Source organism: Robiginitalea biformata HTCC2501, from assembly GCF_000024125.1.
Classification (GTDB): Bacteria; Bacteroidota; Bacteroidia; order Flavobacteriales; family Flavobacteriaceae; genus Robiginitalea; species Robiginitalea biformata.
On sequence record NC_013222.1, the window covers coordinates 1,384,887 to 1,403,479 of the forward strand.

The 18,593-nt window shown below is 56.8% G+C and carries 15 protein-coding genes; 6 read left to right on the forward strand and 9 right to left on the reverse strand.

What is annotated here, in order from left to right:
- Window positions 1–117: 117 nt before the first annotated feature.
- Window positions 118–2,397 carry a catalase/peroxidase HPI gene (katG, locus tag RB2501_RS06075; protein ID WP_015753884.1) on the reverse strand — a complete coding sequence of 760 codons (2,280 nt, stop codon included), beginning with the start codon at window positions 2,395–2,397 and terminating at the stop codon, window positions 118–120.
- Between the two features lie 145 nt (window positions 2,398–2,542).
- Between katG and RB2501_RS06080 the strand changes: the two genes are divergently transcribed.
- The 4 genes from RB2501_RS06080 (at window position 2,543) to RB2501_RS06095 (ending at window position 6,026) form a co-directional block, all read left to right on the forward strand.
- Entirely contained in the window at window positions 2,543–2,884 is a 342-nt protein-coding gene (locus RB2501_RS06080; RefSeq protein WP_015753885.1) for a hypothetical protein, read from the forward strand.
- A gap of 47 nt (window positions 2,885–2,931) precedes the next feature.
- On the forward strand, window positions 2,932–3,441 hold the full coding sequence (locus RB2501_RS06085) for an RpiB/LacA/LacB family sugar-phosphate isomerase (RefSeq protein ID WP_015753886.1): 510 nt from the start codon (window positions 2,932–2,934) through the stop codon (window positions 3,439–3,441).
- A 142-nt stretch (window positions 3,442–3,583) separates the two neighbouring features.
- Complete coding sequence (locus RB2501_RS06090) at window positions 3,584–5,305, forward strand: GMC family oxidoreductase (RefSeq protein WP_015753887.1); 1,722 nt, start codon at window positions 3,584–3,586, stop codon at window positions 5,303–5,305.
- Window positions 5,306–5,309: 4 nt separating this feature from the next.
- Entirely contained in the window at window positions 5,310–6,026 is a 717-nt protein-coding gene (locus tag RB2501_RS06095) for a gluconate 2-dehydrogenase subunit 3 family protein (RefSeq protein ID WP_015753888.1), read from the forward strand.
- Window positions 6,027–6,106: 80 nt separating this feature from the next.
- Here the strand turns inward: RB2501_RS06095 and RB2501_RS06100 are convergent, their stop codons facing one another.
- The 6 genes from RB2501_RS06100 to RB2501_RS06125 all read right to left on the reverse strand — a co-directional run bounded on the left by RB2501_RS06100 (window position 6,107) and on the right by RB2501_RS06125 (window position 14,560).
- Window positions 6,107–7,726: a sodium:solute symporter gene (locus tag RB2501_RS06100; protein WP_041327028.1), complete on the reverse strand. Its 1,620-nt coding sequence runs from the start codon at window positions 7,724–7,726 to the stop codon at window positions 6,107–6,109.
- A gap of 12 nt (window positions 7,727–7,738) precedes the next feature.
- Complete coding sequence (locus RB2501_RS06105; RefSeq protein ID WP_041327548.1) at window positions 7,739–8,944, reverse strand: aldose epimerase family protein; 1,206 nt, start codon at window positions 8,942–8,944, stop codon at window positions 7,739–7,741.
- A gap of 101 nt (window positions 8,945–9,045) precedes the next feature.
- Window positions 9,046–10,551, reverse strand: a complete 1,506-nt coding sequence (araA, locus tag RB2501_RS06110; RefSeq protein ID WP_015753891.1) for an L-arabinose isomerase — start codon at window positions 10,549–10,551, stop codon at window positions 9,046–9,048.
- A 12-nt stretch (window positions 10,552–10,563) separates the two neighbouring features.
- A complete protein-coding gene (locus RB2501_RS06115; RefSeq protein WP_015753892.1) occupies window positions 10,564–11,265 on the reverse strand; it encodes an L-ribulose-5-phosphate 4-epimerase in 702 nt (233 codons plus the stop codon).
- Between the two features lie 2 nt (window positions 11,266–11,267).
- Window positions 11,268–12,956 (reverse strand): ribulokinase, encoded by a 1,689-nt coding sequence (locus RB2501_RS06120; RefSeq protein WP_015753893.1) that lies wholly within the window; start codon window positions 12,954–12,956, stop codon window positions 11,268–11,270.
- A 59-nt stretch (window positions 12,957–13,015) separates the two neighbouring features.
- A complete protein-coding gene (locus RB2501_RS06125) occupies window positions 13,016–14,560 on the reverse strand; it encodes an alpha-N-arabinofuranosidase (protein WP_015753894.1) in 1,545 nt (514 codons plus the stop codon).
- Window positions 14,561–14,845: 285 nt separating this feature from the next.
- Here RB2501_RS06125 and RB2501_RS06130 point away from each other — a divergent pair, with 285 nt between their 5' ends.
- Complete coding sequence (locus RB2501_RS06130) at window positions 14,846–15,541, forward strand: NUDIX hydrolase (RefSeq protein ID WP_015753895.1); 696 nt, start codon at window positions 14,846–14,848, stop codon at window positions 15,539–15,541.
- A 41-nt stretch (window positions 15,542–15,582) separates the two neighbouring features.
- On the opposite strand, the gene RB2501_RS15760 is transcribed toward RB2501_RS06130, so the two are convergent.
- Window positions 15,583–16,542, reverse strand: coding sequence for an amidohydrolase family protein (locus tag RB2501_RS15760; protein WP_015753896.1), 960 nt, complete (start codon window positions 16,540–16,542; stop codon window positions 15,583–15,585).
- A 172-nt stretch (window positions 16,543–16,714) separates the two neighbouring features.
- Between RB2501_RS15760 and RB2501_RS06140 the strand changes: the two genes are divergently transcribed.
- Window positions 16,715–17,449, forward strand: a complete 735-nt coding sequence (locus RB2501_RS06140) for a slipin family protein (protein WP_041327029.1) — start codon at window positions 16,715–16,717, stop codon at window positions 17,447–17,449.
- A gap of 63 nt (window positions 17,450–17,512) precedes the next feature.
- Here RB2501_RS06140 and RB2501_RS06145 read toward each other — a convergent pair whose 3' ends face one another.
- Window positions 17,513–18,400 (reverse strand): dienelactone hydrolase family protein, encoded by an 888-nt coding sequence (locus RB2501_RS06145; protein ID WP_015753898.1) that lies wholly within the window; start codon window positions 18,398–18,400, stop codon window positions 17,513–17,515.
- Window positions 18,401–18,593: the final 193 nt, after the last annotated feature.

An 18,593-nucleotide genomic window follows, 5' to 3' on the forward strand; every position in this document is an offset into this window, starting at 1 on the left:
GATAGGGTAAGATCCTGAATTAATCTGATGGACAGGCAAAAAAAGAAAAGGTGGCCCGCGGGGGCCACCTTTTTTTATGCAATACGGCGCTAAATTGGTTTAGCCGTACGTTCGCTTTCAGGCCAGTTCAAACCGGTCCAGGTTCATCACCTTGTCCCAGGCCTTCACGAAATCCCTGACAAATTTCTCGCCGGAATCGCTGCAGGCGTACACCTCGGCAATCGCCCGCAATTCCGTGTTGGAACCAAAGATGAGGTCGGCACGGGTTGCAGTCCATTTGACATTGCCGGATTTCCGGTCCCTGCCTTCAAAAAACTCCTCGTCTTCTGAAACCGCTTTCCAGGTGGTGCGCATATCCAGGAGGTTGACAAAGAAATCATTGGTCAGCACCTCAGGACGTTCGGTAAATACGCCGTGCTTGGAGCCGTTGTAGTTGGCATTCAGGGCCCGCATACCACCAACCAGCACGGTCATTTCCGGCGCGGTGAGCGTCAGGAGCTGGGCCTTGTCCACGAGCAGCTCTTCGGTGCGTGCCGAGAATTTCTGCTGCTGGTAGTTCCGGAACCCGTCTGCTACGGGCCGCAGGTGGTCAAATGCCTCCACATCGGTCATTTCCTGGGTGGCATCTGTCCGTCCCGGGGTAAAGGGTACGCGGATATCGTGTCCGGCATCTTTGGCCGCTTTCTCCACCGCAGCACACCCACCCAGAACAATCAGGTCCGCCATGGAAACTTGTTTATTACCGCTCTGGGAGTCGTTGAATGCTTTCTGGATCTTTGTCAGGCCGTCCAGCACTTTGCCCAATTGTACCGGGTTGTTTACTTCCCATTGTACCTGAGGCTCCAGACGCACCCGGCCGCCATTGGCGCCCCCGCGTTTGTCCGAACCGCGGAAAGTGGAAGCCGACGCCCAGGCGGCCCCGACGAGTTGGGAAACCGTAAGGCCCGAATCCAGGATCTCTGCCTTCAGGGATTCGATATCCTGCTGGTCGATCAGGTCGAAGTCCGCGGCAGGGATCGGATCCTGCCAGATCAGGTCTTCTTCGGGTACCTCGGGTCCGAGGTAGCGGGATTTAGGGCCCATATCCCGGTGGGTCAGCTTAAACCAGGCCTTCTGGTAAGCTTCCTTGAATTCCTCGGGGTTTTCGAGGAAGTGGCGGGATATCTTCTCGTAATCCGGGTCCATCCGGAGGGCGAGGTCCGTAACGAGCATAAAGGGGTCGTTCTTTTTCTCCGGATCGTGGGCGTCCGGAACGGTGCCGGCCCCGGCCCCGTCTTTGGGCTTGAACTGCCAGGCCCCGGCAGGGCTCTTGGTCAACTCCCATTCGTAGTTAAAGAGGTTCTCCAGGTATTTGTGGCTCCATTGGATGGGGGTATCCGTCCAGGCGCCTTCCAGGCCGCTGGTAATGGTGTCGGACCCCATTCCGGAACCGAAGTTGTTTTTCCAGCCCAGGCTTTGCATTTCGATGTTTGCCCCTGCGGGTTCGGCCTCCAGGTACTCGGTATCGGGGGCGGCCCCGTGCGTTTTCCCAAAGGTGTGCCCGCCGGCAATCAGTGCCACTGTTTCGTAGTCGTTCATCGCCATCCGGCCAAAAGTGACGCGGATGTCATGGGCAGCGGCCTCCGGATCCGGTTTCCCGTTGGGGCCTTCCGGATTCACGTAGATCAGCCCCATGTGGGCGGCCCCCATGGTGCGTTCCAGTTCGCCATCCTCATTGTAGCGCTCCTTATTCCCGAGCCACTCGGTTTCCGAACCCCAGTAGATGTCTTCCTCGGGCTGCCAGATGTCTTCCCGACCCCCGGCAAAACCGTACATCGGGAGGCCCATGGACTCGTGGGCCACGTTCCCCGTCAGGATCAACAGGTCGGCCCATGATAGTTTCTTGCCGTATTTCTGCTTAATCGGCCACAGCAACATCCGGGCTTTGTCCAGGTTGGCATTGTCCGGCCAGCTGTTCAGCGGAGCGAAGCGCTGGGCGCCGGTGCCGCCGCCGCCCCGGCCATCCGAGATACGGTAGGTTCCGGCTGCGTGCCACGCCATCCGGATAAAGAACGGGCCATAGTGCCCGTAATCTGCCGGCCACCAATCCTGGCTGTCCGTCATGAGTTCCCGCAGGTCTTTTTTCACGGCCTCCAGGTCCAGCGATTTAAACGCTTCGGCATAATTAAAATCTTTATCCATCGGGTCGGCCAGCTCGGAATGCTGGCGGAGGATGTTCAGGTTCAGCGAATTCGGCCACCAGTCGCGGTTCGTAGTACCCCCGCCGGCTGCCTGGTGCAGTTCCCCGTTCAGGAACGGGCAGTTCGCGGCGCTGGATTCATTGACGTCCCAGGCTTGGCCGTCCTGCGCGGTGTGCGCATGAATGTCCTTTGACTTGGCTTGGTTATCTTTTCCCATTTTAAAATTGTGTTTTTTGTGATTCAGAACTTAAATTTACGATAATCCTATCTTATGGAAATGGATTTTTGATAGTTTAAATCAATGCGGATTCGACAAAAACTATCGGGTCCGCGTAACCTTTCATTCTGCCGTATTTACAGCTATGGCATACCGCGTATACGTCATTGAATTGTCCCGTCGCGCCTTTACGGAAAACTGGCGGTTCCGAGCGGCGAATCCCCAGTTTAACGGGGTCCTGCAGTGCCTATACGTGGGGATGACTTCCAAGTCGCCCCAGGTCCGCTTCGAGCAGCATCGGAAAGGCTACCGGAATGCCAAGGGCCACAACCTGGCCTCGGGAATTGTTCAGAAATACGGCATGTACCTGCGGCCGAGCCTGTACAACCACCTGCCGGTCCTCCGGACGCGCAGGGAAGCCCTGAAACTCGAAAAAGACCTGACCCTGGAACTTCGGCGGAAGGGCTACGCGGTCTGGTCGAACTGATGCCAGTTCCCGTCGGGTTTGTATCTTTAATTGAAACAAACCATTCATTGAAACAAACCATTGATTTTTTCAAACGACAGATGATTTACATAGCATCCGACCATGCGGGATTTGAACTGAAGAATGCCCTGTGCCGCCACCTGGCTGCCTCGGGACGGGATGTGGAAGACCTGGGCCCGTATGCATACGACCCGGAGGACGATTATCCGGATTTCATCCTGCCGGCGGCGGAAGCCGTGGCGGCAAATCCCGGGAGCCTCGGGGTGGTTCTCGGCGGTTCCGGACAGGGCGAGGCATTGGCAGCCAACAAAGTAGAGGGCGTTCGGGCTGCCCTGTATTACGGCGGACCCAGGGATATTGTCTCCCTCTCCCGGACCCATAACCAGGCTAATATTCTCAGCCTGGGCGCCCGGTTCCTGGACGAGGAGGAGGCCATCGCCGTACTGGAACTCTGGTTGGAGACCCCTTACGGCAGGGAGGAACGACATGTTCGAAGAATTAATAAGGTCCGCGCATACGAACAAAAACGGGCAGGAGGGCCGGCCGAAAATTCATGAATCCTCGCCCGGCTTTGCGCGATAGAGGGAATCGATCGGGCTAAATGATTATCTTTAGGCGGCACAATGCCCGTGGGAATCCGCCAGAGGATAGCTCCGGGGCATCGTACCTGTTGATTCACTACCAATTAAATCCAATACTATGCAAATTATTGAGAACTCCCAGGTGTACGACGCAATTGTCGTGGGCTCAGGAGCGGGGGGCGGCATGGCGACCAAGGTACTGGCCGATGCCGGCCTGAATGTGGCCGTCGTTGAAGCCGGCCCGTTTTTTGATCCGGCCGACGAACAGCAGCGGACCCAAATGAAATGGCCCTATGAAAGCCCGAGGCGCGGTGCCTCCACCACCCGGGCCTTTGGGGATTTTGACGCCGCCTATGGGGGTTGGGAGATCGAAGGGGAACCCTACACGCACAAAGACAATACGGAATTCCACTGGTTCCGCTCCCATATGCTGGGCGGGCGAACCAACCACTGGGGGCGCATTTCCCTCCGGTTTGGCCCGCAGGACTTTAAGCATAAGGACATCGACGGGTACGGCGACAACTGGCCCATCGGATACGAAGATGTAAAACCCTATTACGACCGGGTGGATAAACTGATCGGCGTCTTCGGGACGAATGAAGGCCTCCCGAACGATCCGGACGGGTTTTTCCTGCCGCCGCCAAAACCCAGGCTCCACGAGCTGTTTTATATCCGCGGGGCACGCAAGACCAATGTGCCCGTGTATCCGTCGCGCATGTCGATGCTCACCAAACGGATCAATCAGGAGCGAGGGGTTTGCTTTTACTGCGGACAGTGCAGCCGGGCCTGCCAGGTATACGCGGATTTTTCGGCGGGTACCTGCCTGATATTCCCGGCACAGAAAAGTCGGGGCCAGGTAGATTTATTTGTGAATTGCGTGGTCCGCGAGGTAACTACCGATGAGAATGGCCGGGCAACCGGGGTCTCCTATATCAATAAGGAAGACCGGAAGGAATACAAGCTGAAAGGAAAGGTAGTCGTCCTGGGGGCGTCGGCCTGCAGCAGTGCCCGGATTCTATTGAACTCGAAAAGCCCGCAACACCCGAACGGCCTGGGGAACAGCAGCGACCTGGTAGGTAAATACCTGCACGATTCCACAGGTGCCAGTCGGGCCGGGTTTATCCCGGACCTGATGAACCGCAGCGTTTCCTACAACGAGGACGGGGTAGGCGGCATGCATGTGTATTCTCCCTGGTGGGGCGACAATTCAAAACTCGATTTCCCCAGGGGGTACCACATAGAAATCTGGGGCGGGATGGGAATGCCCTCGTACGGCTTCGGTTTCAACGCCAATGAGTTCAACAAGTTTTTCGGGACGAAGGTAGGCGGCTATGGGGATGTACTCCGCAGCGACGTGAAAAAGTATTACGGGGCCGTAGTCGGCCTGAGCGGCCGGGGCGAGTCCATTGCCCGGAAGGACAATTACTGCGAGATCGACCCGAACGTCCGCGACGAATGGGGGATTCCGGTTTTGCGTTTCCACTACAAATGGTCGGACCTGGAGCGCAACCAGGCAAGGCACATGCAGGATACCTTCGAGGAGATCATCGTCAACATGGGCGGGGAACCCCTCGGGGACAAACCCGGGAAAGACAGCGATTACGGGTTGCTCGCACCCGGGAAAATCATCCACGAAGTGGGGACCACGCGGATGGGGGACGATCCCAAAACGTCCGTGACCAACCGCTACCAGCAACTCCACGATGCGGACAACGTATTTGTGGTGGATGCCGGTCCTTTTGTTTCCCAGGCGGACAAGAATTGCACCTGGACCATCCTGGCCCTCTCCATGCGGGCTTCGGAGTACATCGTAAATGAATTGAAACAACAAAATATCTGACCCTATGGACAGGAGAGAAAGTCTGAAATCCATCGTACTCGGGTCCCTGGCCGGGGGCCTCGTACTCAACGGATGCAAACCCGGCGAGGAGCAGGAACTGGCCGAGGCCATTGAACAGAAAGCCGGAGATTATTACGGCCGTACCCCGGAAGAACTCGAGCGCGACAAGGAATTGATGGAGGAGGAACTCCTCACGGAACACGAACGGGAATTGCTCACGGTGCTCTGCGACGTGATCCTCCCTCCCGGCGATACCTACAAGGGTGCCTCGGATGCCGACGTGGCCGGGTTTATTGAATTCATGGCCAAGGACATTCCCGAATTGCAGACTCCGCTCAGGGGCGGGTTGCTGGACCTGGAGCACAAGTGCTACCAGGCCTTTGACAAGTCCTTTGTAAACGCTACGGAAGCCCAACAAAAAGAGCTCATCGACCCGATTGCGTATTACGACCCGGACGTTCCGGAGTTGGAGCGCGACCCGGCGGTCAATTTCTTTTCGCTGGTCCGCAACCTGACGCTCACCGGGTTTTACACCTCAAAAATCGGAATTGAGGAATTGGGTTATAAAGGAAATTCCCCGAATGTCTGGGATGGCGTACCGGAAGAGGTGCTCGCCCAGCACGGGGTGTCCTACGATCCCGAGTGGGTGGCGAAATGCATCGACCAGGAGAAGCGGAACATCCAGGCCGAATGGGACGATAAGGGCAACCTGATTACCTGACCCGGGAATCACCTGGGAACCGGGATTTTTGTCCCGCAGGTTAAAAGACAGCCGGTGGCCGGAAAGGCCCCCGGCTCTTTTTATTTCCCGTTAAACCAGATCATGATGCCGATAACGATAACGAGGATGCCGACCGAGACGACGATATCCTTCCAATTGTAACTCGCCTTATTGCGCTCTTTCTCCTCCCGGGTAATGGTCGCATAGGTGAGGTTGGCAATTTTTTCGGGCTCCGGGGCCGGGGTCATCAGGCTCACGCCAACCAGCACCACGATGCAAAACAAGAAGAACCAGGCCGCGAAAATCAGGTAATTCACAGCCCCCAGGGTATACAGCCAGCTGCCCGGCTCCAGGTGGTCCTTGGCGAGTTCCAGGGAGATACGCAGGGCACCCCCCAGGAATCCGACAATCAGGGTGACAAAAGCCCCCTGTGCGTTCACCCGCTTCATAAATATCCCCAGCAGGAATACCGCTGCGATCGGCGGTGCGATATAGGATTGCACGCTCTGCAGGTATTCGTAGAGTACCCCGGAGATATTCGCCATGATCGGGATCCAGATAATCCCGATGACCACCACGATGGCCGTGGCGATTTGTCCGGTGCGTACCAGTTTTTTCTCCGGGGTACCCGGGCGGAGCTTTTTGTAGATGTCCACGGTGAACAAGGTAGAACAGGAGTTGAACACGGAAGCCAGCGAGCTCATCAGGGCAGCGAGCAGCCCGGCCGCCACCAGGCCGCGCAACCCGGAGGGTAGCAGGTTGCTCATCAGCACCGGGAAGGCCTCGTCCGGGTTGTCCCAGTGCAGTTCTCCCCGCATTTTCAATGTGAGTGCAATTACGCCCGGGATCAGGAACAGGAAGACCGGCATCAGTTTGAGCAGGGCCCCGAAAATGGTGCCGCGCCGCCCCTCCTTGATGTTTTTTGCGGTCAGGGCCCGCTGGACGATGTACTGGTCCGTACACCAGTACCAAATCCCCACGATCGTGCTCGAGATGATTAGCCAGGGCCAGGGGAAGTCCGGGTCCGTGGCGGAGCGCCACATATTCAGGTATTCCGGGGAAACAGTTTCCCGCATGCTTTCCCAGCCGCCCACACGGTCCAACCCGATGACCGTCAGGGCCGCCGCACCGAGCACCAGGATAATGGCCTGCAGGGTTTCCGTGTAGACTACGGCCCGCATCCCGCCCAGGACGGTATAGATGCCTGTGAGGACCACGGTGGCAATCGCCCCGGTCCAGAAATCGATGCCCAGTAGGGCGGAGACCACCACGCCCCCGGCATAGATGGTCACGGAGATCTTGGTGAGCACATAGGCCACAATGGAAAATACGGACAGGATCCAGCGCGCGCGGGCATCAAAGCGTTTCTCGAGGAATTCGGGCATGGTAAACACCCCGGCCCGGGCGTAAAACGGGAGGAACACCCACCCGAGCAACAGGACGATCCAGGCGTGGATTTCGTAGATGAGCATCGGGAGCTTGTTACTGGCCCCTGTACCCGCCAGGCCCACCACGTGTTCGGAACCGATGTTGGAGGCGAAGATGGAAGCGCCCACTACAAACCAACCGACGTTGCGGCCGGCCAGGAAGTAGTCTTCGGTATTGTCCTTTTTTTTGAGGATCACCCATACGGCAATCCCCAGCAGGATGGCAAAATATATCGAAATGGTTACCCAATCCAGGGAATCGAGCATTTGCATAGCGGTATCGGTTTAATTGGTTGTATGAGGTGTGTTGGTTGAAAGTCTGAAGCGCGTATGGGAGCGATAGGTCTGTCCGGGATCCAGCCGCACCGAAGGGAAGGCCTCCTGGTTGGGGGAGTCCGGGTAGTGCTGGGTCTCCAGGCAGAAACCGCTGCGTTTCCCGTAGGTCCCGCCCCCTTTGGCGGGGAGCGACCCGTCCAGGAAATTGCCCGTGTAGAACTGCACCCCGGGCTCATCGGTGGCTACCTCCAGCTTTCGGCCGGTTGGCGGGTGTACCACCGTGGCAAATTGACGGAATCCGGCGTCCGGGTCGTTGAGTACCCAGCAATGGTCGTAGCCTCCACCCATAGCGATTTGTTCATTTGCTGCATCGATATCCTCCCCGATAGGCTTGGGCGCCGTAAAATCAAAAGGCGTCCCGGAAACCGGCCGGATTTCGCCCGTTGGGATGAGTCCGTCGTCAACAGGCAGGAAGGCATCGGCCTGCAGGGTAAGCACGTGGTCCCCGATGGATTGGGAGAAGTCGGCCGACAGGTTAAAGTATACATGCTGCGTGAGGTTTACAATAGTCGGGGCATCCGTCCTGGCCTCGTATTGGATATCCAGTTCCCCGGCTTCCGTGAGTGTGTAGGTGATTGCAACGTCTAGGTTCCCGGGGTACCCTTCTTCCCCGTCCGGGCTCGTGTAGGTGAGGACGGCCGTATTGCTTTCCGGCCCGTCCGGCAACCGAACTTCCCACAGGACTTTGTCGAATCCCTTAACCCCTCCATGCAGGTGATTATCCCCATTGTTTTTGGCCAGCGAATAGGTTTCCCCATCCAGGGTGAATTCCCCCCCGGCGATCCGGTTGCCGTAGCGTCCCACCAGCGCCCCGAAAAACGGGTGCCCCTCCAGGTACGGTTCCAAACTGTCGAAGCCCAGGACGACATCCTCCAGGTTCCCTTCCGCATCCGGGGCCGACCAATAGGTGATAATCCCGCCGTAATTTATAAAACGCAGCTCCATGCCAGCATGGTTCCGCATGGTATAGCGGGTAACCTCCCGACCGTCTTTGAGCTGGCCGAATGGCTGGATTTCAATTTTCGCTTTATTGCCGGCGTTTCCCTGAGCAGCCTCCGGGGCGGCTTCTTTCTTTCCCTCCCGGCAGCCTGTTGCCAGGAGCAGGGCGGCACATATCAGAATGGCCGTGAGGCAGTTTCGTGGTTTTGAGGTCATCGGTTGTTGTTTGTATTCATCGGTTAGTCGAATCCGTTTGCCGTCCGGCCCGGGCGGCTCCCGGCGTTCCATCGGGGCAATTGACCCGTGTGGAGCGCCTGTTACATCCCGTGTCGGAATAGGTGAAAATACGTTTCATTTGCCCGGATTTGCTCCTTAAATGCCCGAATCCGGGTTGCCGGGTCGATAACGAGCAATTCAATACCGAAAATTTCGGCAAAATCTTCCATAAAATCGGTGGTCAGGGCCTGTGAATATACGGTGTGGTGGGCGCCCCCTGCCAGGATCCAGGCGGTGGCAGCCGTCTCCAGGTCCGGTTTCGGGTCCCAAAGTACCCGGGCAACCGGTAATTTCGGCAGGTCCGCCAACGGGGCTACGGCCTCCACCTCATTGACCACGAGTCGGAAGCGATTTCCCATATCGATCAGGCAGGTGTTGATTGCAGGTCCGGCCGGGGAATTGAAAACCAGGCGCACGGGGTCTTCCCTGCCGCCGATCCCGAGCGGGTGGATTTCGCACAAGGGTTTCCCGGAAGCGATGGACGGGCAGATCTCCAGCATATGCGACCCCAGGACCAGGCTTTTGTCACTGCCAAAGTGATAGGTGTAGTCCTCCATAAAAGTAGTGCCCCCTTCCAAACCTGCAGACATGACCTTCATGGCGGCCACCAGGGCGGCGGTTTTCCAATCACCCTCGGCGCCAAAACCGTAGCCGTCGGCCATCAAACGCTGTACGGCAATACCCGGCAGCTGCCGAAAGGCCCCAAGGTTTTCAAATGTATCGGTAAAAGCGGAAAACCCGCCTTCCTCCAGGAAGTCGCGAAGCCCGAGTTCAATACGCGCGGCTTCCAGCAAGGCCTGGCGTTGCCCCCCATCCTGCTGCAGGGCGGGAGACAGGGTGTAATCCGCTTCGTAGGTCTTGACGAGCTCGGCCACCCGGGTCTCGCTCAGGTCCGCAATCCGGCCGGTTATGTCCGAAGTAGCGTAGCCGTTAACGGAGAAACCGAAACGCATTTGGGCCTCCACTTTGTCGCCTTCGGTGACCGCCACCTCCCGCATATTGTCGCCGATCCGGGCCACCTGCATACCCCGGAGTGCATCGGCCCCCAGGACCACCCGGGCCCAGATTCCGAGTTTCTCCTGTACGCTCCCGGACTTCCAGTGGCCGGCCACCACCTTGCGCGCCCGGCGCATGCGCGATGTCATAAAGCCGAATTCCCGGTCGCCGTGTGCCGACTGGTGCAGGTTCATATAATCCATGTCGATGGAGTCCCACGGGATGCCGGCGTTGAATTGGGTATGCAGGTGGCAGAGGGGTTTCTGGAGCTCCCCGAGCCCGCGAATCCACATTTTGGCCGGGGAAAAGGTATGCATCCAGGCAATGACCCCGATACAATTATCATCGTTATTGGCTTCCCTGCAGAGGGCCGTAATTTCGTCTGCAGTGGTCACCACGGGTTTAAAGACCAGGGGAATCGGGAGGCGATCCGACTGGTTCAGGCCATTGGCGATAACCCGGGCGTCCGATCCTACCTGATGGAGGGCCTCCGGGCCATAGAGGTGCTGGCTGCCGGTGACAAGCCAGAGTTCTTTGTCGTTTGGTTTCATTGTTTTGGTTGGTTATTGTCCGTAATAGGCATCGTCGCCGTGCTTCCGGTTGTAGTGTTTTTTAATAAGAGCTTCTTTGAGCCTCGGGGCCCCCGGGTTGATTTGCAGGGTCAGGTAGGCCATCTGAGCGACTGTTTCAAGGACCTTGCTGTTGTAGACGGCCCCGGCGGCATCCCGTCCCCAACAGAAGGGTCCGTGGTTTCCGATCAGGACCATTTCCACCTCCTCCGGCGAAAGTTTGCGTTCCCGGAAGCACTCCAGGATCTGTATGCCCGTGTTGTGCTCGTAATCCCCTGCAATCAGGTGGTCGGCCATGGGCGGGGCGCAGGGGATGTCCCGGGTCAGGTGGTCCGCATGGGTCGTGCCGAAAACGGGGATGTCCTGCTGGGCCTGGGCCCAGGCAACCGAATAGGTGGAGTGGGTATGCGCAATGCCCCCGATCCCTTCCCAGTTCTTGTACAGGAAGGCATGCGTGGCCGTATCCGAGGAGGGCCGGAGCTTCCCTTCCACTACCTTACTGTCGTAATCCACAACTACCATATCTTCCGGTCGCAACTGGTCGTAGGGAACCCCGCTGGGCTTGATGGCGAAAATGCCCCGGTCGCGATCGGCTGCACTGACGTTCCCGAAGGTGTGGATAACCAGCCCCAGGGCGTTGAGTTCCATATTCGCCTGGTAGCATTCGTTTTTAAGTGCATCGTGGGAACCTGCCATAGTTATGTTTTTTGCATTTGGGCATCCCGGGCCAGGGTGGCGGCAAAGGCCCCCAGTTTTTCATATACCCGAAATTCTTCCTCAAGAACGGCTGCAGCCTCCGGTTCCGGCTGGAATGTCACTTCTACCGGGCTGCCCATGATGCGGGCCGCAGCGGGGATATCCGGATGGATGCCGGCAGCCACAGCGGCATAGATAGCCGCCCCCAGGGCGGGTGCCTGGTCCGAGGCTGCTACCGCGATGGGCCGGTTGAGCACGTTGGCAAGTGTCTGCATGATAAAGCCCGATTTCCGGGCTACCCCGCCAACCCCGATAACCGAATGGATGGACACCCCTTCCGCCTCAAACCGGTCGACGATTTTTTTGGAGCCATAACAGATGGCGTGGACCAGGGCTTTGAACAGGTGGGGGGCGCTACTGCCCAGGGTCAGGTTGGCGATGGCGCTTTTCAATTGTTGGTCGGCGTCCGGGGAACGCCGGCCGTTGATCCAGTCCAGGGCAACCGGCAGGCTTTCCGATATCGGGATTTGCTCCGCAGCGGCCGAGAGTTCCGGGATCAGCCGGGCTGCTGCATCGGCCAACAGATCTGCCCGTTGTTTTTCGGTGAGTGCCGGGGAATGGAAAACCACCTTTTCCATGGGCCATAAAAGGAGATCCCGGAACCAAGCCAAAAGGTCGCCGAAAGCCGATTGTCCGGCCTCCAGCCCGGACATTCCCGGGATTACCGATCCGTCTACCTGGCCGCATATACCCGGCACCGTCCGCTCCCGGAGCCCTGGGTCCGGAGATACCATGATATCGCAGGTGGAAGTACCCATTACGCGTACCAGCGTGTTTTCTTCGATTTTGGCCCCGACCGCCCCGGCGTGCGCATCAAAGGTGCCAACGGCGAGGGCAGTTTGGGTTGTCAGGCCGAGTCTGTTCGCCCATTCGGCACTCAGGTGCCCGGCCAGCTGGTCGGAGGGGAAAGTATCCCGGTACAGACGGCCCCGCAATGTTCCCAGATAGGGGTCCAGTCGGGAGAGGAATGCCGTATCCGGCAACCCGCCCCAGGATGGGTGCCACATGGCCTTGTGGCCTGCGGCGCACCGGCTCCTTTTGAAGGCGGCCGGATCCTTACCGCCTGCAAGGAGGAATGTCATCAGGTCGCAATGCTCCATCCAGGACCAGGCGGCCTCCCGAACGGCGGCATCTTCCCGCACAATATGCAGGATCTTGGCCCAAAACCATTCAGAGGAATAGATCCCCCCGACATAGCGGGTGTAATCCGGCCCACCCCAGGCCCGGGTAAGCTCGTTGATCTCATCCGCTTCGGCCAGGGCCGTGTGGTCCTTCCAGAGCACCATCATGGCATTCGGGTTTTCCTCAAACCCCGGAACCAGGGCCAGGGGGGTCCCGTTTTCGGTCACCGGGACGGGGGAGGAGCCCGTGGTATCGATGCAGATGCCTTTTACCGTCTGCGGTTGGGCACCGCTTTTCCGAATGACTTCGCAAATAGTGGCCTCAACCCCCTCAATATGGTCCAGGGGGTGCTGCCGGAACCGGTTGGCAGCCGGGTCGCAGAATTTGCCGGCCTTCCAGCGCGGGTATGCGTATACAGCAGCAGCCTTTTCATTCCCGTCGGACGTGTCCACTAGCAGGGCGCGAACCGAATCGCTTCCGAAGTCCAATCCGATAACAAATTGCTCCATGGCTACTTTTTTACTTGTGGCTGCATAACGGGTGGTTGCCAGCCGGTTGCACGGGTGTGTTAGTTTTCCGAGAACACCAACACGGAGAACGGGGGCAGGCTGGCAGTCAGCATCCCGTTTCGAAACCGGAAATCCCTAAAGGAAACCGGCTTGATTTTTTCCGGATTGTCAAATGTATTGTGGTCCTGTAAGTTTCCGGAGCGCAGGATTGCCGCGTCCATATCGCCGGAGACGAGCCCCTTCAGGTTGAGGGATACCGGGTGGCTCCTGGAAGCGTCGATATTTACGAGGGATATGTGCACTTTTCCCTGGTCATCCCGGGAGGCGGAAACGGAAATCGCCGGCAGATCCTCCCCGTCCAGCGCGTAGACGGGCGATTCAAAATCAGTGTCCAGCAATGTGGCATCCTGGTGCACTTTATACATATGCATGACGTGGTAGGTGGGGGTCAACAGCATTTTTTCTTCATCCGTCAGTATCACCGCCTGCAGCACGTTGACGGTCTGGGCGAGGTTGGCCATTTTTACCCGGTCTGCATGATTGTTGAATATATTCAGCACCAGGCCCGCAATCATCGCGTCCCGCATGGTGTTTTGCTGGAACAAAAAGCCCGGGTTGGTACCATCAACCACGTCGTACCAGCCGCCCCATTCGTCCACCACCAGGTCCACGCGCCCCTGTGGGTCGTACCGGTCCATGATGGCCGTATGTTTTTCGATCAGTTCCTCCATGAGCCAGGAGCGCTGCATGGTCTGGAAATATTCAGATTCGTCAAAATCAACAGATGAACCCTTATCGCTCCAATCAATGACCGAGTAGTGGTGGAGGGCCACGCCCTGCAGCATGTCATGTGGGATGTTTTTCATCAGGACCTCGGTCCAGTTGTAGTCGTCGTCGCTGGCCCCGGAGGCAATCTTGTACAAACCACCTTCTATACCGCTGTCTGAAAGGAAGGTGGCGTATTTCCGGTAGATATCCGCGTAGTACTCGGGCCGCATGTGGCCGCCGCAACCCCAGGCTTCATTCCCGATACCCCAGTATTTCACCTTCCACGGCTTGTCCCTGCCGTTCTCGCGCCTCAGGTCGGACATCGGGCTCTTCCCGTCAAAATTCGTGTATTGCACCCAGTCGGCCAGCTCCTGAACGGTACCGCTGCCGACATTCCCTGAAATATAGGGCTCGGTTTCCAGCAATTCGCAGAGGTTCAGGAAATCGTGTGTGCCGAAACTGTTATCCTCGGTGACCCCGCCCCACCAGGTATTTACAATGGTGGGCCGGTCTGCCTTTGGGCCAATCCCGTCCTTCCAGTGGTATGTGTCCGCAAAGCACCCCCCGGGCCAGCGCAGGTTGGGGATCTCCAGGGCGCGCAGGGCGTCGACGATATCATTGCGGATTCCCGCCGTATTCGGAACCGGGCTCCCTTCGCCAACATAGAACCCGTCGTAGATACAGCGTCCCAGGTGTTCGGCAAAATGTCCGTAGATATGCCGGCTGATGGTCTCCGGTTGATCGGGTTCAACGACGCGGATGTTGGTGGCGGACTGTTGGCCGTAGCTGCTCAGGCAGCCGAGGGTCAAGAGATATACGAGCGTGAATCGGAACATGGTGTCGGTACTTGATGGTTGGTGATGATAAAGGCCGTGAAACAGACACGGCCTTTACCTTAACTAAAACTCAAAAAACTAATTCAAACAGTTCCGGCAACAATTCATTCCCGGAAGCACACAGAAGTGTTCTATCTACATTTCTAATGTAAGAAATCCGGCGCATTTAATCAAAAAAAGATTTTGAATTGCCTATTTTTAACAAATAAGGAAAAAAATGCTACTTTTTCCTAAAAATCATCAACACCTGCCGGGTAATTTCCCGGTCAGGTCCAGCTATTGGGTATGGAATTAAATTACTATACATCGGAGGACAAGGTGCTTTTGGCTGTAGATTGCATCATTTTCGGCTTCGATAAACACCACCTTAAAATTCTGCTGGTTAAGCGGAACATAGAACCGGAAAAGGGGAAGTGGTCCCTGATTGGCGGTTTCCTCAAGCAGGATGAAAACCTGGACGAGGCAGCTGCCCGGGTGCTGGAAACGCTTACCGGCCTGCACGACATCTATATGGAGCAGCTATACGCATACAGCAAAATAGACAGGGACCCGGGAAACCGGACGATTTCGGTGGCCTACTTTGCGCTGATCGATGTAGCATCGCACCAGTTTGAAGGCGTGCAACTGGAATCCGCCCAATGGTTCGACCTGGAGGAGGCGCCGAAACTGATTTTCGACCACGACCAAATGGTGGTAAAAGCTGTTTCCCGCCTGCGTCGCAGGGCGCTTACCATGCCCATCGGCTTTGAACTCCTGCCCGAGAAGTTTACCATGCGGCAGTTGCAGACGCTCTATGAGTCCATCCTGGATAAAAAGCTCGACAAACGGAATTTTGTCAACAAAATCAATTCCCTGGACATACTGATTAAATTGGACGAGAAGGATATGACGGTTGCCCGGAAAGGGGCTTACTTGTACACGTTTGACAAGGAAAAATACGATCGGAAAGTTGCCGAGGACGGGTTTAGCTTTAAGATCTGAATTGTTTTTGCCGGGGCCGCCTCCTGCCGGTCGCCCGGGTTTTACTTTCCATTTCCGCCTTCTTGTTTATGCGCCCGGACCTCCTCGGGGCTCAGACCCAGGAACTCGGCCGCATTGTTGTAAAAGATGTCCGCTTTTTGTTCCAGGCTCAGAAACCCGGCCGTATTGACATTCTCGATGGCCTGGTCAAAGGAGCCCTTGAAGGCCATCTGGTCTGTCCCGTACAGGATGCGCTTCCCGAACCCCGCATCCACCAGGGCTTTGAGATACGAGTGGAATTCGGCCCGGGGCAGGTTCCAACTGATCACCCCGATATCGACATAGAGCTGGGGATGGGCGTACATCAGGGCTTTCATATCCTCGAGATACGGCCAGCCGGCATGCATGATGTAGATTTTCAATTTCGGATGGGAAACCAGTACCCGTTCGATCTGCATCGGGTCGGCATTCGCCGCTCGAATCCCGGGGAAGCCCATGTACATGCCCCCGGGAGGACCTCCCGGGAAGATGTGGTACCCCACCGGGATCCCCAGGGATTCCGCCAGTTCAAAATACGGTTCCAATTCCGGGTCGTCGGCCTGGAGCCCATCGTAATAGGCAGTCATTTCGCCCATCACGTGCAATCGACCCGCCTCGTACATCCTCCTCAGGGTATCCGGCTCGGCGGTCCCCAACCCGATCAGGACACGGTCCGGGTCCTGGTCGTACCAGTCCGGGTGGTAATTGACCACGGCTTTGACGATTCGGTGTTCCTGCATTTTTTTAAATGTCCATTCCCTGTGCGCCTCAAGGTCCGGGGTAGTAGCGTAGGTTTTCCCGGTGATCGGATTTTGATAGGTAATCCCGAACATCCGGCTCGCCTGGCGGTAGGCGTGGACGTGCATATCGATAATAGGACCCGTGTAGGGCTCGCTCTGCGCATAGGCCGAAAACCCTGAAAACAGGAATACACAAGAGAGGATGGCTGTCTGTATGCAACCGGGGTTGCGGTTTTTTTTCATGGCAGGTCATTTTCTGGTAGTTCTCAAATCTAATGAAATCGTCCGTTACTCCCGTAAATCGGATACAAGTGCGTAAATTACAGATAAACAGGATGAAAGCCCGGGGAGTGAACGAAATGGAAGCTTGGCGCCGGCGCCGGGAGCCTGCTGTTAACCCTTAAAACCTATTGTTATGAACCCATTATTGTTTTTTGCAGTTTTGTTATTGGTTGTCGTCCTATCCGGGATTCGCATTGTCTATGAGTACAAGCGGGCCCTGAAATTCCGCTTTGGGAAATATGTAAAAACGCTTCAGCCCGGCTTTCGCTGGATCATCCCCCTGGTGGAAACCATCCAGAAGGTGGATATCCGGGTAATTACCATCAATATTGTTTCCCAGGAAGTCATGACCGAAGACAATGTCCCCTGCAGCATCGACGGGGTGGTATTCTTCCGGATCAGGGATCCTGAAAAGGCCGTACTGGAAGTAGAAGAGTACAATTTTGCTATTACCCAGTTGTCCCAGGCTGCCCTGCGGGATGTTTGCGGGAAGGTGGAACTCGATACGATCCTCTCAAAACGGGAGGAAATGGGAAATAATATCAAGATTACGGTGGAGCAGGAAACTGCCGGGTGGGGGATCGATATCCTCGATGTGAAGATTAAGGATATACAGTTACCCGAAAACATGCGGCGGATGATGGCCAACCAGGCCGAGGCGGAACGCTCACGCCGTGCCCGGGTGATTCTGGCACAGGCCGAGGAGCAGGCGGCCGGGACCTTGCTGGCCGCCGGCAAGATGATCGACCAATCCCCGTCGGCCATTAAATTGCGGCTCTACCAGACGCTTTCGAACATCGCGGCGGAAAAGAATTCGACCATCCTGTTCCCCTTTCCCGAAGAGGCAATCCACCGGAGTTCCAAATAGAGATAAGCCCCGGTTCCCCGGGGTGCCGATCCCCGGTTACCCGCTGGGTGTACGGGCCCCGGGTTACTTCAATTTTGAATTAAAGAAATTGATTGTCCGCTCCCAGGCCAGTTTGGCGGCTTCCGCGTCGTACCGCGGGGTGGTATCGTTGTGGAAACCGTGGTTGACTTCGGGATAGAAGTGGACGGCATAGTCTTTATCATGGGCCTGCAAGGCCGCTTCGTAAGCAGGCCATCCTGCGTTGACCCGCTCATCGAGCCCGGCGTATTGCAACATCAGGGGCGCCTGGATATCCGGGACGAATTCCGCATCCGGCTGGCCGCCGTAAAAGGGCACGGCGGCCCCGAGATCGGGCAGGCGAACGGCCATCATGTTGGAGATCCAGCCCCCGAAACAAAATCCCACGACTCCGACCTTCCCGGTGCTCTGTTCGTGCGACTTCAGATACCGGAAGCCCATGATAAAATCTTCCAGCATCTTATACCGGTCCCGTTGCCGTTGGAGGGCACGGCCGTCATCGTCATTTCCCGGGTAGCCGCCCAGAGGGGTCAGGGCATCGGGAGCCAGGGCGATATACCCCTCGAGCGCCGCCCGGCGGCAAACGTCTTCAATATGCGGGTTCAGCCCCCGGTTTTCATGGACCACAACAATTCCCGGGAGTTTGCCGGTGGCATCTGCAGGCCGGGCGAGGAGACCCCTGATGGTTCCGCCCCCCTCGGGCGACTCGTAGGTGATGTATTCCGTTTTCAGGCGGGCATCGTCCTGGGCAACCTGCAGCTTGTTCTTGTAATCCGGCATGATAAAACTAAGCAGGGACATGACCGTTATCCCCCCGACAGCATAGGTGGAGAGTTTGTCCATAAACTGCCGTCGGCTGAGCTGGTTGTGGGCATAGGCATCGTAGAGGTCAAAGACCTCCTGGCTGATATCTTCTTTTCGCAGATTTTTCATGGGATTCGTTTCGCGTTAATTCCTGACTAAAAGATACGCCTTAATTTTGACCGGACCCTGCGATTGTAGTTTTGGCGCCCTTTTACCCACTTCCAGTTGCCTGAATAACCTGTTGGCGATGGGTTCAATTGTTGTTTTTGAGTGAGTTGAGGCGCTTTTGATCCAGAAATTATGCAATTTAAATGTAAATCCG

Coding starts and splice junctions, on each gene's coding strand:
- RB2501_RS06095 (WP_015753888.1), top strand. CDS start 5,310: ATGGACAGGAGAGAAAGTCTGAAATCCATCGTACTCGGGTCCCTGGCC.
- RB2501_RS15760 (WP_015753896.1), bottom strand. CDS start 16,542: ATGAAAAAAAACCGCAACCCCGGTTGCATACAGACAGCCATCCTCTCT.
- RB2501_RS06130 (WP_015753895.1), top strand. CDS start 14,846: ATGGAATTAAATTACTATACATCGGAGGACAAGGTGCTTTTGGCTGTA.
- RB2501_RS06145 (WP_015753898.1), bottom strand. CDS start 18,400: ATGAAAAATCTGCGAAAAGAAGATATCAGCCAGGAGGTCTTTGACCTC.
- RB2501_RS06100 (WP_041327028.1), bottom strand. CDS start 7,726: ATGCAAATGCTCGATTCCCTGGATTGGGTAACCATTTCGATATATTTT.
- RB2501_RS06105 (WP_041327548.1), bottom strand. CDS start 8,944: ATGACCTCAAAACCACGAAACTGCCTCACGGCCATTCTGATATGTGCC.
- RB2501_RS06120 (WP_015753893.1), bottom strand. CDS start 12,956: ATGGAGCAATTTGTTATCGGATTGGACTTCGGAAGCGATTCGGTTCGC.
- RB2501_RS06140 (WP_041327029.1), top strand. CDS start 16,715: ATGAACCCATTATTGTTTTTTGCAGTTTTGTTATTGGTTGTCGTCCTA.
- RB2501_RS06090 (WP_015753887.1), top strand. CDS start 3,584: ATGCAAATTATTGAGAACTCCCAGGTGTACGACGCAATTGTCGTGGGC.
- RB2501_RS06080 (WP_015753885.1), top strand. CDS start 2,543: ATGGCATACCGCGTATACGTCATTGAATTGTCCCGTCGCGCCTTTACG.
- RB2501_RS06125 (WP_015753894.1), bottom strand. CDS start 14,560: ATGTTCCGATTCACGCTCGTATATCTCTTGACCCTCGGCTGCCTGAGC.
- RB2501_RS06115 (WP_015753892.1), bottom strand. CDS start 11,265: ATGGCAGGTTCCCACGATGCACTTAAAAACGAATGCTACCAGGCGAAT.
- araA (WP_015753891.1), bottom strand. CDS start 10,551: ATGAAACCAAACGACAAAGAACTCTGGCTTGTCACCGGCAGCCAGCAC.
- katG (WP_015753884.1), bottom strand. CDS start 2,397: ATGGGAAAAGATAACCAAGCCAAGTCAAAGGACATTCATGCGCACACC.